Origin of the sequence: Caballeronia cordobensis, assembly GCF_001544575.2 — a bacterium.
GTDB classification, from domain to species: Bacteria; Pseudomonadota; Gammaproteobacteria; order Burkholderiales; family Burkholderiaceae; genus Caballeronia; species Caballeronia cordobensis.
This window is the reverse complement of sequence record NZ_FCNY02000008.1, coordinates 49,215-62,416: the sequence shown is the minus strand read 5'-3', so window position 1 is coordinate 62,416 and position 13,202 is coordinate 49,215. Positions and strand designations below refer to the sequence as shown.

12 protein-coding genes are annotated in these 13,202 nt (G+C 63.6%); 1 reads left to right on the top strand and 11 read right to left on the bottom strand.

What is annotated here, in order from left to right; genetic code table 11:
* Nucleotide 1: 1 nt before the first annotated feature.
* The 9 genes from AWB70_RS16655 to AWB70_RS16615 form a co-directional block, all read right to left on the bottom strand.
* Entirely contained in the window at nucleotides 2-751 is a 750-nt protein-coding gene (locus AWB70_RS16655) for an electron transfer flavoprotein subunit beta/FixA family protein (protein WP_060854105.1), read from the bottom strand.
* Nucleotides 752-775: 24 nt separating this feature from the next.
* The gene (locus AWB70_RS16650; protein ID WP_053570604.1) at nucleotides 776-1,579 is read right to left on the bottom strand and encodes an HpcH/HpaI aldolase/citrate lyase family protein; all 804 of its coding nucleotides are present in this window, start codon (nucleotides 1,577-1,579) and stop codon (nucleotides 776-778) included.
* 19 nt (nucleotides 1,580-1,598) lie between these two features.
* On the bottom strand, nucleotides 1,599-2,348 hold the full coding sequence (locus AWB70_RS16645; RefSeq protein ID WP_053570767.1) for a GntR family transcriptional regulator: 750 nt from the start codon (nucleotides 2,346-2,348) through the stop codon (nucleotides 1,599-1,601).
* Between the two features lie 71 nt (nucleotides 2,349-2,419).
* Nucleotides 2,420-3,610 carry a CaiB/BaiF CoA transferase family protein gene (locus tag AWB70_RS16640; RefSeq protein WP_053570605.1) on the bottom strand — a complete coding sequence of 397 codons (1,191 nt, stop codon included), beginning with the start codon at nucleotides 3,608-3,610 and terminating at the stop codon, nucleotides 2,420-2,422.
* The gene (locus tag AWB70_RS16635) at nucleotides 3,607-4,800 is read right to left on the bottom strand and encodes an acyl-CoA dehydrogenase family protein (protein WP_235024273.1); all 1,194 of its coding nucleotides are present in this window, start codon (nucleotides 4,798-4,800) and stop codon (nucleotides 3,607-3,609) included. Before AWB70_RS16635 ends, AWB70_RS16640 begins: the two co-directional genes overlap by 4 nt.
* A gap of 27 nt (nucleotides 4,801-4,827) precedes the next feature.
* Entirely contained in the window at nucleotides 4,828-6,228 is a 1,401-nt protein-coding gene (locus tag AWB70_RS16630; RefSeq protein WP_053570606.1) for an MmgE/PrpD family protein, read from the bottom strand.
* On the bottom strand, nucleotides 6,225-7,571 hold the full coding sequence (locus AWB70_RS16625) for an MFS transporter (RefSeq protein WP_053570769.1): 1,347 nt from the start codon (nucleotides 7,569-7,571) through the stop codon (nucleotides 6,225-6,227). Before AWB70_RS16625 ends, AWB70_RS16630 begins: the two co-directional genes overlap by 4 nt.
* A 191-nt stretch (nucleotides 7,572-7,762) precedes the next feature.
* Nucleotides 7,763-8,266 carry a MaoC family dehydratase gene (locus tag AWB70_RS16620; RefSeq protein ID WP_014193590.1) on the bottom strand — a complete coding sequence of 168 codons (504 nt, stop codon included), beginning with the start codon at nucleotides 8,264-8,266 and terminating at the stop codon, nucleotides 7,763-7,765.
* 103 nt (nucleotides 8,267-8,369) lie between these two features.
* A complete protein-coding gene (locus AWB70_RS16615) occupies nucleotides 8,370-9,350 on the bottom strand; it encodes an AraC family transcriptional regulator (protein ID WP_082378163.1) in 981 nt (326 codons plus the stop codon).
* A gap of 146 nt (nucleotides 9,351-9,496) precedes the next feature.
* On the opposite strand from AWB70_RS16615, the gene AWB70_RS16610 reads away from it, so the two are divergent.
* Nucleotides 9,497-10,873 carry an NAD-dependent succinate-semialdehyde dehydrogenase gene (locus tag AWB70_RS16610; RefSeq protein WP_053570607.1) on the top strand — a complete coding sequence of 459 codons (1,377 nt, stop codon included), beginning with the start codon at nucleotides 9,497-9,499 and terminating at the stop codon, nucleotides 10,871-10,873.
* Between the two features lie 49 nt (nucleotides 10,874-10,922).
* Here AWB70_RS16610 and AWB70_RS16605 read toward each other — a convergent pair whose 3' ends face one another.
* A complete protein-coding gene (locus AWB70_RS16605; protein ID WP_053570608.1) occupies nucleotides 10,923-12,296 on the bottom strand; it encodes an MFS transporter in 1,374 nt (457 codons plus the stop codon).
* Nucleotides 12,297-12,370: 74 nt separating this feature from the next.
* Nucleotides 12,371-13,192 (bottom strand): enoyl-CoA hydratase-related protein, encoded by an 822-nt coding sequence (locus tag AWB70_RS16600; RefSeq protein ID WP_053570609.1) that lies wholly within the window; start codon nucleotides 13,190-13,192, stop codon nucleotides 12,371-12,373.
* Between the last annotated feature and the right edge of the window lie 10 nt (nucleotides 13,193-13,202).

Genomic DNA, 13,202 nt, shown 5'->3' with positions numbered 1-13,202 from the left:
CTCAGATCACCTTCGCTTCGGTTTTCAGTTTTTCGACCAGCGTCTTCACGTCCGGCACCGTGATGCCGGCGCTGCGCTTGGGCGGCTCTGTGACCTTCAGCGTCTTGAGACGCGGCGCGACATCGACGCCCAGATCAGCAGGCTTCACCGTCGTCAACGGCTTCTTCTTCGCCTTCATGATGTTCGGCAGCGTCACATAACGCGGCTCGTTCAGGCGCAAATCGGTCGTGACAACAGCGGGCAGCTTCAGCGACAGCGTTTCCGCGCCGCCATCGACTTCACGCGACACCGTGGCTTTGCCATCGGCGATCACGACTTTCGATGCGAACGTCGCTTGCGGCAAACCTGCCAATGCAGCAAGCATCTGGCCCGTCTGATTCGAATCGTCGTCGATCGCCTGCTTGCCCAGGATCACGAGCTCGGGCTTTTCCTGATCGACCAGCGCCTTCAACAATTTCGCCACCGCCAAAGGCTGCAACTCTGCATCGCTTTCGATCAACACAGCGCGATCCGCACCAATCGCCAGCGCCGTGCGCAACGTCTCCTGACACTGCGTCACGCCGCACGACACGGCGATCACTTCCGTAGCAACACCCGCTTCCCTCAGACGCACCGCCTCTTCCACGGCGATCTCGTCGAACGGGTTCATCGACATCTTCACGTTGGCGATATCGACGCCCGTGTTATCCGACTTCACCCGGACCTTCACGTTGTAGTCGACCACGCGCTTCACCGGCACCAGAACCTTCATCCTTGTCCTCTCCCCATATCCGCTTCAAGCGGCCTGAATTCTTCGCGCACGATCGACGATCGGCTTGTCGACCAGCTTTCCATCCACCGAAATCGCACCGCGCGGGTTAGCTTCCAGCGCGGCCAAGACCCGAGCGGCCCATTCGCGTTCGGCCGCGCTCGGCGCGAAGCCCCTGTTCACCGCATCCACCTGCTTCGGATGGATGCACAGCTTGCCGCCGAAACCGAAACGGCGCGCATCGAGCACATCGGCGTCGATCGCGTCGATATCATTCGTGGCGAGCGTCACGCCGTCGATCGGCGGCGGCAAGCCCGCAAAACGCGACTCCAGGACGAACTGCGAACGCACAGAGTCCAGTTCGCGCCCGGTGCCGTCGATGCCCGCGTCCACGCCGAAATCGAACGAACCGAACGCGAGCCGCGCCACGCGCCCGCACTGCGCGATCTCACGCATGCGCACCACACCCGCGACGCTTTCCACCAGCGCGATCAATTCGACGCCCTCGGCGCAACGCGCGGCGATATCGGCGAGTTGTGCCGCGTCTTCGGCCTTTGGCGCCATCACGGCGCGCACGTTCGCGGCGCGCACCATCACCACGTCTTCCTCATGCCACGGCGTGCCATACCCGTTCACGCGTATCACGATGCGCTCGCGCACATCGCCCTGCGCTCGCAACCACTCCGCGATTTGCGCGCGTGCCTGCGCTTTCACGTCGATGGCGACGGCATCTTCCAGATCGATGACCACGCGGTGCGCCTCGGTCGCCAATGCCTTGCCGAATCGTTCCGGACGATCGCCGGGAACGAACAGAAAACTGCGTTCAATCATGCGGAATTCCTCGAATGCCTCAGGCGCCGCTCCAGCCGCGCTGGAACGTCTCCGAATAGCTGAAGCGGTCGGCGGGATGAATGCTGACCGCCGCCTCGACGATCTCGCCCCGCTTGTTGAAATAGCGGCGCGACAGCCACAGCGCGGGCGAGCGCGCCTTGGCGTTGACCAGACGCGCGATGTTGACGGGTAAGGCCACCGCGCGAATCTCCTGCTGCACCTGCGCGATCTGCTCGCCGAACTGGCGCTCGATCATCGTGAAGATGGGCGTGTGCGGTTCGTCCTCGATGCCCGTCAGCGAACGGAACGCGGGCTGGATATAGACCTCGGTATGACAGATCGGATCGACGCTTTCGGGCGAGCGCCGGATACCCTCCAGACGCAGCCACGTTTCGCCGGGTTTGGCCTGCAACATTGCACAGAGCGCGGCATCGCTGACTTCGACGGTCTCTTTCTTCAGGACCTGAAGCGCGGTATCGGCGGAATAGCGATGCAGGTCGCTCAGTTGCTGCATGACCTGGCGATAGCTGCCTTCCGAATTCAAGGCCTTGACGGTCGTGCCGATACCGGCCTGCCGCACCACCATGCCGAGCTGCACCAGTTGCTTGACCGCCTCGCGCACGGTCGAACGGCTTGCGCCGAACTGTTCGCAAAGCTCGAACTCGGTGGGGATGGTGGACCCCACCGGAAAACGCCCGCTCTGGATTTCGTTGATGAGCGTCTGCGCCAGTTGCAGATAGCGCGGCTGCTGACCGAGCACGTTGACCATCTTTTGCACGCACGATGAAGGATTGACGGACGGGACCGCCTTTCGCGCGACATCGTCCGGTGCAAGCGTCATCATTGCACCGCACCGCTTTCGCGCAATTCGGCAATCCGATCAGCATCGTAACCGAGTTCCGACAGAAGCCTCGCATTGTCCTGACCGAGCTCGGGCGCCGAACGCGCGGGCAGGGTCTCGTTCACGCGAACCGGCGCGGCCACGTTGCGCACGCGGCCAAAGCGCGGATGCTCCGCTTCGGTCACGCCCTGACGCTCCGCGACGAACGGATTGTCGAGCGCCTGCTTGATGTCGTAGACCGGCGCGGCGGGCACGCGGCCGCCCAGGCGTTCGAGCCATTGCGCGGTCGTCGCGCGCGAGAGCGCCGCATCCAGTTCCTGCTCGACGAGCGCGCGATTCGCGAGCCGCGCCTTGAAGTTACAGAAGCGCTCATCGGTGATCCACGACGGCTTGTCGAGGATCTCGGCCAGCACGCCCCAGAACTTCTCCTTGTTGCACATCAGGAAGATCCAGCCGTCCTGCGTCTTGTACAACTGGCTCGGCGTGAGCGAAGGATGCGCCGAGCGCCGGTCGCGCCCGGTCACCGTGCCGCCGTTCAGATACCACGTGCCGACATACGCGAGGTTATGCAGCGCGACATCGAAGAGGCTCGTGTCGATATCGCGGCCGATGCCCGTCGCGCGCGCCTCCACGAGACCCGCGAGCAACGCCATCGCGGCCGTGGTGCCTGTCATCAGATCGATGATCGAGAGGCCGAAGCGCGCAGGCGGGCTGTCAGGCTCGCCGGTCACCGAGAGATAGCCCGCTTCTGCCTGCATCAGATAGTCGTAGCCGGGCCACGACGCGCGGCTGCCCGTACGTCCGTACGCCGACAGATGCGCGCAGACGATCGCCGGATTCGCCTCCTTCAACTGGTCGTAGGTGAGGCCCAGCTTGCCGGGCAGATCGCCGCGCAGATTGTTGAAGACCGCATCGCTCGACTTGACGAGATCGAGCAGCACTTCGCGTGCTTCGGGCTTCTTCAGATCGAGCGTCAGGCTGCATTTGTTGCGATTGAACGCCTCGAAGAAATGGCTGTCGCCCTCGCCGAAGAAATACGGTCCCACGTTGCGGCCCACGTCGCCGCCCTCGCGGAAGTTCTCGATCTTGATGACTTCGGCGCCGAGATCGGCGAGATGTTGCGTCGCGAACGGACCCGCGCCGTATTGTTCGATGGCGACGATACGTACGCCGGAAAGAGGCAGGCTCATGCGGGGTTCCTCGCAATCAGCATCTTGGCGATGATCAGGCGCTGCATCTCGTTCGTGCCTTCGCCAATGGTCAGAAGCGGCGCATCGCGATACAGCCGCTCGACGTTGTATTCCTTCGAATAGCCATACGCGCCATGAATGCGCATCGCTTCCATGCTGTTCTCGACGGCGGCCTCGGTCGCGAAGTACTTCGCCATGCCCGCTTCCATGTCGCAACGCTGGCCACGGTCGTAGGCGCGCGCGGCGGAGTCGGTCAGCAGGCGCGCGGCCTGCACGCGCGTCGCCATTTCACCGAGCTTGAGCGCGATCGCCTGATGCTCGCAGATCGGCTTGCCGAAGGTCTTGCGCTGCTGCGAATACGCGACCGCCTCATCGAGCGCGGCCTGCGCGACGCCGACGCCGCGCGCCGCCACGTTGATGCGCCCCAGCTCCAGCCCGCTCAGAATCTGCTTGAGCCCCAGGCCTTCCTGCGCGCCGATCACGCGCGCTACCGGCACGCGGAAATCGCTGAACGTGAGCTCGCAGGTATCGATGCCCTTGTAGCCGAGCTTCTGCAATTGACGGCTCACTTCGAAGCCCGGCCCCTTCTCGACGATCAGGAGGCTCATGCCCTTGTGACGCGGCTGCGCTTCCGGATCGGTCTTGACGAGCAGCGCGAGGATGTTGCCGTACTTGCTGTTGGTGATCCACGTCTTGCTGCCGTTGACGACATACTCGTCGCCTTCGCGGCGCGCGACGGTGCGAATCGCCTGCAGGTCCGTGCCGCAATCCGGCTCGGTCAGCGCAATGCCGCCACGCAGCTCGCCGGTCGCCATGCGCGGCAGAAACTCGCGCTTTTGCGCTTCCGTGCCGTTGCGCTGGATCGTCATCGCCATGATGAGGTGCGAGTTGATGATGCCGCTCACCGACATCCACACCGCCGAAATGCGATCGACGATCTTCGCGTAGGTCGCGGTCGAGAGACCCAGACCGCCGTACTCCGTCGAGATCAGGCAGCCGAAGAGCCCCATCTCCTTCATCTTCTCGACGATCGCATGCGGATATTCGTCCTTCGCGTCGAGCTCGTGCACGTAGGGCTTCACTTCGGTCTTGAGGAAGCGGTCGAGCATGTCGAGAATGAGCGTCTCGTTCTCTTGATCGTCGCTCATGTCGCGCATGTCCTGCTGTTGATCGGCATCGATGGTGGCCATTGCTTCTCCTGTATGCGTGTGTACGTCTTATGCGAGCGCTTGCGCGAGCGAGCGCGCGGGCTGCGTGTCGAGCGAGAGCACGGCTTCGCAGATGCGCTCGGCGGCATCGCGCGAAACGTTGCGCTGTGCGTTGTCGAAGAACTTCGCGACGATGTCGCCGTTCGTGAGCGGCTTGTCCGACGAGCCGCGGTTGATCGCCTCGCGATGCGAAAGCGTGCGGCCATCGCGCGTATGCACGATCACTTCGCCCGAGTAGTGAAGCGGGAACGTCGAGTCCGGGTCCGCCTCGTGCGTCACGCGGGCCGCCACGGCGCGCACGCTTTCGTCGGCGAGCGCATCGGCTTCGAGATCGTCGAGCGCGAAGCGGCCGCGCAGCAGCCCGGTCGCCACGATGTACGGAATGCTGAACTGCGCGTCGTAGCTGTTCGACGGCTTCTGCTTCGGCGCGACCGGCTCGCAGACGATCGGGATCGTCGGACCCGGCACGCGCACGATCACGCGTTCGATATCGCTTGCCTTCAAACCATGCGCGCGATGCAGCGCGATAGCCGCATCCGACGATGCATGCGTGAAGTGACAGGCGGGAATCGGCTTGAGCGCGACGCCGTCGATCTCCCAGGTTTCGCCCAGACCCGCCGTGGCGATGTCGATATCGCCCGCTTCGAGCGACTGATTCATGTAGAGCGCATAGAGGCCGAAGCGGCCTTCATACGCCGCGCCCGGACCGATATAGCCGTGCTTCGCGAGCGTGGCCGATGTCGTGCCCGCAACCGCCGCCCAGCCGGGATGCAGACGCTTGGTCCATGCGCCATCCTGCAGGAACTCGAGATTGCCCGACGCCATCGACAGGACAATGCCTTGCGCGTGTTGCGCCTGCTCGACGGAAAGGCCAAGCAGCCGCGCCGCGCCCAGCGAGCAGCCGAATGCGCCGACGAGTCCCGTCGGATGAAAGCCCGCGTGGTGAAAGCCGCTCTTAGCCGCGGAGCCCACGCGCGTCGATACTTCCATCGCGCAGAGATAGGCGGTGAGCAGATCCGCGCCGCTCGCCTGCTCGCGCTCCGCGAGATTGAACGCGACGGGCAACGCGCTCGCGGTCGAATGAATCACGCCGCGTGCATGCGTATCGTCGAAATCGAGGCTGTGGATCAGCAGACCGTTGAGCAGCATCGCATCGCGCAGGGCGAGCTTCTGCTTGTGCCCGAACACGGTCGCCTCGCCGTTGCCGAGTTCCTGCATCGCGGCGAGCGTCGAGGTCGCGTAAGGCAGATTCAGCGTCGCATAAGCGAGGCCGATGCTGTCGAGAATCAGATGCTTCGCGCGATCGCGCACGCTTTGCGGCACATCGCTCAGTTGCAGATGCGTCGTGAAGGAAGCCAGCCGTTGCGAAACGGTCTGTGCCTGCTGCTGAATGTCGTTGCGTGCGTTCATCGCGTGACTCCCTGATGTTGAAGCGGCAGATCGTTGGCGGTGACTTCCTCGTCGGGCGAGACGTCTTCCAGTGAAAACTGGTTCGAATCGACGCCCAGAGCCAGCACCGCGATCACGAGCAGAATGAGAATGCCCGCGACCATGCCGAGCACGCCGAACACACCGAGTTGCGCGAACAGAATCACGGCGGCATACGAAGTGAGCATCGACGCGACGCGTCCGCATACGCCCGCCACGCCCGTGCCGCGCAAGCGCAGCGCGGTCGGGAACAACTCGGGCACATAGCCGAACAGTCCCAGCGTGACGATGCCGTAGATGCAGCTGACGAGCGTGAAGCCCACGATGGCGATCGACACATTGGCCGTCATCTGCGGATAGACGAAGCCCAGCACGATGGCGATGACGCTATAGAACACGAGTCCTTTCGCGCGGCCCAGACGGTCGGCGGTCAGGTAGCCGAGCACCGCGCCGAAGGGCGCACCGAAGGACATCAGCGTCGTGAAGCCGAGCGAGGTCACGACATCGCGCCCTTCATGCACGAAGAAGGTCGGCAGCCACGCAACGAAGCCGTACACCGCGACATTCACCGCGATCGCCGTCAATGCCGCCGTGAGCGTGCGCCCGATCATGCCGCGGCGAAACAGCGACGACAACGGCACGCGCGGCACTTCCAGATTCTGCGTGCGCGGGACGTCGGAAAGCGGTCCTTTGAGCGCGGCGACTTCGGCTTCGATCGCGCTGACGGTTTCCTCCGCCTCCCGCGTGCGTCCGACCGATTCGAGCCAGCGCGGCGACTCCGGCATGCGATGACGCAGCGCCCACACGATCACCGCGCCAATGCCCGCGATGCCGAACATCCAGCGCCAGCCGAGATGCGGAATGACGACATAGCCCACGCTCGTCGCGATCACGAGACCCGAATTGACGATGAGGCCGAGCAGCGAGATCCAGCGTCCGCGATACGCGGGAGGAATGAATTCGCACAAGGTGCCCGCCGCCACGACCAATTCCGCGCCGAGCCCGATGCCCATGATGAAGCGCGCGCCGATCAGCCATTGAATGTTCGGCGCGAAGGCGGCGACGAACGACATCAGCCCGAAGAGCGCGAGATTGAACTGATACGACGAGCGGCGTCCGAAGCGGTCGCCGAGATAACCCGACAAACCCGCGCCGATCACCATGCCGAGAAAGCCCGACGATACGAACAGCGCGTTGAGCTGCAGCGTCGAGAAACCCGTCTTGAGCATCGCGGCGGACACGCCGCCCGCGAGATAGACATCGAATGCGTCGAGGCACGCGCCCGCGCTGATGAGACCTAGAATCTTCCAGTGAAAACGCGACATCGGCAGCCGGTCCAGCCGGGCGCCCGAGCTTACGTAATGACTCACAGTTGTCTCCAGTACTGTGACGATGAACCGTCGCGCTGCCGCGTGTCGATGTGCCGAAACGGTCTTGTGCGCGAAACGGAAACTGGACGCCGGCGGGAATGGCGCCGGCGGTATGGGCTTGATCTTCGGTATGCGGATTGAAGCCTTCAGTCTTCGGCGGTGCCGTGACCGCGCTTGGCGATCAGCGCCGTGCGGATGAAGTCCATGACGGGCTTGCCATCCTGATTGAACGCACGCGTGTGCACCGTCACGATGCCCTGCGTGGGACGCGATTTCGATTCGCGCACTTCGAGCACTTCCGACTCCGCATAGAGCGTGTCGCCCGCGAAAACGGGGCCCGTCAGGCGGATTTCCTTCCAGCCGAGGTTGGCGATCGCCTTGCCGCTCACGTCGTTCACCGACATGCCGAGCACGATCGCAACGGTCAGGCCGCTGCTCACGAGAAGCTTGCCGAACTCGCTCTTCGATGCGTGATGCGCGTCGCAATGCATCGGGTGAAAGTTCATCGTCAGCAGCGAGAACTGGATGTTGTCCGCGTCCGTGATGGTGCGGCCCGGACGATGTTCATAGATATCGCCTACCGTGAAATCTTCCAGATAACGGCCGTAGCTGGCCCGGTATCGCTGCTCACCCACTTTTTCCGAACGCATCTGTCACGTCTCCTGTCTCAAACGTTGCTTTGTACGGACAAAGTATCGTCTGGCATGCAGGGGAGCGTCAAGCCGGATTCAGTAGCGGTAAACCCTGCTCCGCTCAATGCGACGAAACGTAAATCGACGGCCCCGCCTCCGGCACCGCGAAATTTCGCTTCATTCTTCGCAACTCTTCCGAAGGCGTGCCGCCAAAGAGCCGCTTGAATTCGCGGCTGAATTGCGATGCGCTCTCATAACCCACCTGCGCGCTTGCCGCAGCGGCCGTCATGCCTTGTCTGGCCATCAGAAGCCGCGCCTGATGCAGCCGTGTCGACTTGATGTACTGCAGCGGCGACGTCTTCGTGGCCGCCTTGAAATGCGTGTGAAACGACGGCACGCTCATCATCGCTTCCTTGGCGAGCGCTTCGATCGTCAACGCTTCGGCATAGCACGAATGAATCATGCGCAACACTCTCGAAATGCGCCCGAAGCTTCCATTCAGGCAAAGCGCCGCGCGCATCGAAGCCCCCTGCTCTCCGATGAAAACGCGAAAGTACATTTCCCGCACGAGCGATGGCCCCAATAGCGCGGCTTCGAGCGGATCGCGCATCGCAGCGAGAAAGCGCAACACGGTTTCGCCGAGCGCCAGATCGAGCCGCGTCGTCGCCATGCCGCCCGGCTCGCCCGGCACCACGCCGTTGCGCTCGTCGATCTGCAGCAGCACGTCGGCGGCAAGCGCCGCATCGAGGCGCACGTACACCGCGAGCAGCGGCTCAGCGGCGCTCGCGTCGGTCTCCATGGAGAACGGCAGCGGCAAGGCGACGGCCAGATAGTGCTGCGCATCGTAGATGTACACCTTGCTGCCGAGGTAGCCGCGCTTGCGACCTTGCGCGATAACGACGATACCCGGCTCATACAGCACCGGCGTGCGCGTGAGCGGGCGATTCGAGCGCAACAGGCGAATGTCCGGCATCGGCGTCGCGTTGTAGCCTTCGTTCGGCGCCAGTTGCAGCAGGCGGCTCACCATCGAAGCGTGCACGCGAGCCAGTGCTATGGCTTCGGTTTCCAGTGTCGGCAGTTCGGGCAAGTGGTGGGTTTTCATGACGTTCATAGGATCGGGCAAGCTTCGCAGACGATCTGACGTTCTCGCACGATCGCGTCAGTCTTAGCATTCGATCATGCATCCGCATGCGTGCATCACGACGCGTCGATGCGCTGAGCAGTCTCATTCACTCATTGGAGAACAGCATGATCGATGTACTCAATCCCGCCGACGGAACCATCGTCGGGCAGGTCGAACAGCATTCGGAAGCACAGGTGCGCGCGGCCATCGATCGCACGTGCGCGGCCTTTCCGGCCTGGTCGCGCACGCTGGCGCGCGAACGCAGCGAAGTGTTGCGCAAGTGGTTCGATCTGGTCAGTGCCGACAAGACCGCATTCGCCGAGCTGATGTGCCGCGAGAACGGCAAGTGCTTGTCGGAAGCCCTCGGCGAAATTGACTATGGACTCGGCTTCATCGAATGGTATGCGGAGGAAGCCAAGCGCGTGTATGGCGATACCATCCCCACGCACGCGAAAGACGCGGCGGTGATCGTCACGAAAGAAGCGGTCGGGCCGGTCGCGTCGATCACGCCGTGGAATTTCCCGTTCATGATGATCACGCGCAAGGTGGCGACCGCCCTCGCGGCGGGTTGCACGATCCTCCTGAAGCCGGCCGAGGAAACCCCGCTGACCGCCTACAAGCTGCTCGAATACGCGCGTCGCGCCGGCATTCCGGAAGGCGTGTTCGAGATGGTGACGGGCGACCCCGTGCAGATCGGCAAGCTGATCACCGGCGACCCGCGCATCCGCAAGATCTCGTTCACCGGTTCCACCGCCGTGGGCAAGCTGCTCGCCGCACAGTGCGCCGGCACGCTCAAGAAGATGACGATGGAACTGGGCGGCAACGCGCCGTTCATCGTCTTCGAAGACGCCGATCTCGATGCAGCCGCCAGCGCGCTCGTGTCCGCGAAGTTGCGCAACAGCGGGCAAGTCTGCATTTCGCCGAACCGCGTGTATGTGCAGGCGAGCGTGCACGACGCATTCGTTCAGCGCGTCAAGGCGCTCGTCGAGGCCATTCCGGTCGATCAAGGGCTGCAGGAACGCTTCGTGGTCGGTCCGCTGATCAACCGCGCGGCCATCGACAAGGTCGGTGAACTCGTCGACGATTCCCGCCAGCGCGGCGCCGCGGTCATGCTCGGCGGACATCCGCACGCGAAAGGCGGGCTCTTCTACGCGCCCACGATTCTCGTCGATGTCGCGGACGATATGCCGATCGCCTCCACCGAAATCTTCGGTCCCGTCTTCCCGGTCTATCGCTTCTCCACGGAAGCCGAAGTCATCTCGCGCAGCAACGCCACCGAATATGGCCTCGTCGCCTATGCGTTCACGCGCGATCTGGGCCGCGCGTTTCGCCTTTCGCGCGATCTCGAAGCCGGCATGGTGATTCTGAACTCCGGCTCGGTCGGCACGGCTTCGGTGCCGTTCGGCGGCGTGAAGCAGTCCGGATACGGACGCGAAGGCAGTCATCATGGGATCGAGGAATATGTGCACGTGAAGTACACGTTGATGGGCGGTCTCGCCTGAACGGCGCGAGACGCGGCATCGAGATGCCGCGTCTCGTGTCATCGCTGGATCAACGCACCGGCAACTGCGCCGCGTCGGCAGGGCTTGCGCGCCGAATGTCGTGATTGCTCTGCCGCGTGAGCCGATCCTGCCGCAGTCCCCAGAAGTACGTGACGGCGAGACACGGCAACAGCGACACGATCGAATAGCCGACGCCCGCCAGCGGATTGCCCGTCAGGTTGACGAGCGAAAGACTGATCAACGGAAGGAAGCCGCCGAACAGCACATTGCCGAGTTGTTGCGACAATCCGAAACCTGTCGTCCGGCTTTGCGGCGGAAAACATTCGGCGATAAATGCCGGCAGCGGCGCCATGATCATCGCGGTCAACACGGCCAGCAACGCGATGAGCAGCGTGACGGCGATCCAGCCGCCCGCGAGCGCTTGCGTCCTGATACCCGCGAACGCCGGATAGGCTGCAAGAATCCAGAGCACGATGCCGATGAGCATGACGCGTGCGCGGCCGATCGCATCGGACAGGCGGCCGAACACCGGGTAGAGCGGCGCGGCGACGACGATCGCGACACCGAGGCATAGATTCGCGCGCGAAGGATCGACCTTCAAGACGTTCTGCAGGAAATACAGCATGTAGACGATCGACGTATAGAGCGACACCGAGGTTCCGCCCTGCGCGCCGAACATCGCGACAAGAATCGCCTTCCACGACGTCGCGCTCGACAAGGTGTCCTGCAACGGCGATTTCGACAGACGGCCGGCCTGCTTCATCTCCGCGAACACGGGCGTTTCCGTCATGCCGAGCCGGATCCACGTCGCCACCGCGACGATCGGCGCCGAGATCAGGAACGGGACGCGCCAGCCCCAGGCTTCGAATGCGGATGCATCGAGCGCGAACTTGAGCGCCGACACGATCGCCAGCGCAAGCAGCAGGCCGACGCTCGCGGTGCTTTGCAGCACGCTGGTCGCCATGCCTTTGCGGCCCGCGGGCGCATGCTCCATCACGTAGACCACCGCCGAGCCGTATTCGCCGCCGAGCGCGACGCCCTGCAACACGCGCAGCGTAATGAGGCCGACCGGCGCAAGCACGCCCGCGGCCGCGTAGGTCGGCAGACAGCCGATTCCCACCGTCGCGATACCCATGATCACGAGCGTGACGACGAAGGTCTTCTTGCGCCCGATCCGGTCGGCCATCGGGCTGAAGATGATCGTGCCCAGGGGCCGCGCGACATACGCGATGCCGAACGTGGCCACGCCCGCCATGGCGGCGACGGTCCGGTCGGTCGATGGAAGAAACAAGTGCGTCAAGGTCGATGTCAGCGCGACATAGACGAAGAAATCGTAGTACTCGAGCATCGTGCCGAGGCTCGATGTAGCGATGATCCGCAGCATACCGGGCTTCGGATGGCTGTCTCCGGACGTCATGGACATGGTCGTCTCCATCTGTTTCAGTCTGTTTTAGGCTGTAAAGCCACGCGCGATGACGCCGTGGCCGTATCGGCGCATCACGCGCTTGTGCGCTTTTTCGCCGCTTGTCGATCGAGAAACCGGCCGACGGCCGCCTTGTGTTCCTGACCGCACAAGAGCATGGCCTGCATGCCTGCCGCCATCTCGAGCGTCGTCGAAAGCGAGACATCGGCTGCTTCGCGTACGAGCCGCTTCGCCATGCGCAGCGCTGTCGGCGGATTCTGCGCGATGCGCTTCGCGAGCGCGCGGGCCTCGCTGTCGAGCGTGGCATCCGGCAGCACCTTCGCCACGATGCCCAGACCGAGCGCCGCTTCGGCATCGATGAACTCGCTGGTCAACGTCAGTTCGAGCGCCTTCGCGTAACCCACGATCCGCGTGAGGAACCACGATCCGCCGATGCCCGACACCAGCCCGAGCCGCAGGAAGCTTTCCGCGAACACGGCGCTCGTGCTGGCCAGACGGATATCGCACATCAGCGCGAGATCGCAGCCCGCGCCGACCGCGGCACCATTGACCGCGCACACCGACGGCACATCGAGCCCGCTCAGTGCGCGCGTGATCCGGTGCAGGCTGCGAAGCAGGCGCTCGCGCACGTCCTCGACGCTGCCGCGCATGAGATCGCTGCCGCTTTGCATGTCCTTCACGTTGCCGCCCGTGCAGAAGTGCCGCGACGATGAACGCAGCAGCACGCAAAGCACATCGCGCTGATCGTTGACCTGCTCCAGTGCGTCCGACAACGCCTCCGTCATTGCGACGTCGAGCGCGTTTCCATCGCTTGGGCTGTTGAGCGTGAGCGTAAGCACGCCGTCATCGACGGATGATTCGACCCGTGAACTGGCCTCGTTTGAATAAGCTGACACGAAAAAGTCT

Excerpts from the sequence above, each read along its gene's own strand:
- AWB70_RS16655 (WP_060854105.1), bottom strand. The coding sequence starts at position 751 with ATGAAGGTTCTGGTGCCGGTGAAGCGCGTGGTCGACTACAACGTGAAG.
- AWB70_RS16650 (WP_053570604.1), bottom strand. The coding sequence starts at position 1,579 with ATGATTGAACGCAGTTTTCTGTTCGTTCCCGGCGATCGTCCGGAACGA.
- AWB70_RS16645 (WP_053570767.1), bottom strand. The coding sequence starts at position 2,348 with ATGGTCAACGTGCTCGGTCAGCAGCCGCGCTATCTGCAACTGGCGCAG.
- AWB70_RS16640 (WP_053570605.1), bottom strand. The coding sequence starts at position 3,610 with ATGAGCCTGCCTCTTTCCGGCGTACGTATCGTCGCCATCGAACAATAC.
- AWB70_RS16635 (WP_235024273.1), bottom strand. The coding sequence starts at position 4,800 with ATGGCCACCATCGATGCCGATCAACAGCAGGACATGCGCGACATGAGC.
- AWB70_RS16630 (WP_053570606.1), bottom strand. The coding sequence starts at position 6,228 with ATGAACGCACGCAACGACATTCAGCAGCAGGCACAGACCGTTTCGCAA.
- AWB70_RS16625 (WP_053570769.1), bottom strand. The coding sequence starts at position 7,571 with ATGTCGCGTTTTCACTGGAAGATTCTAGGTCTCATCAGCGCGGGCGCG.
- AWB70_RS16620 (WP_014193590.1), bottom strand. The coding sequence starts at position 8,266 with ATGCGTTCGGAAAAAGTGGGTGAGCAGCGATACCGGGCCAGCTACGGC.
- AWB70_RS16615 (WP_082378163.1), bottom strand. The coding sequence starts at position 9,350 with ATGAAAACCCACCACTTGCCCGAACTGCCGACACTGGAAACCGAAGCC.
- AWB70_RS16610 (WP_053570607.1), top strand. The coding sequence starts at position 9,497 with ATGATCGATGTACTCAATCCCGCCGACGGAACCATCGTCGGGCAGGTC.
- AWB70_RS16605 (WP_053570608.1), bottom strand. The coding sequence starts at position 12,296 with ATGTCCATGACGTCCGGAGACAGCCATCCGAAGCCCGGTATGCTGCGG.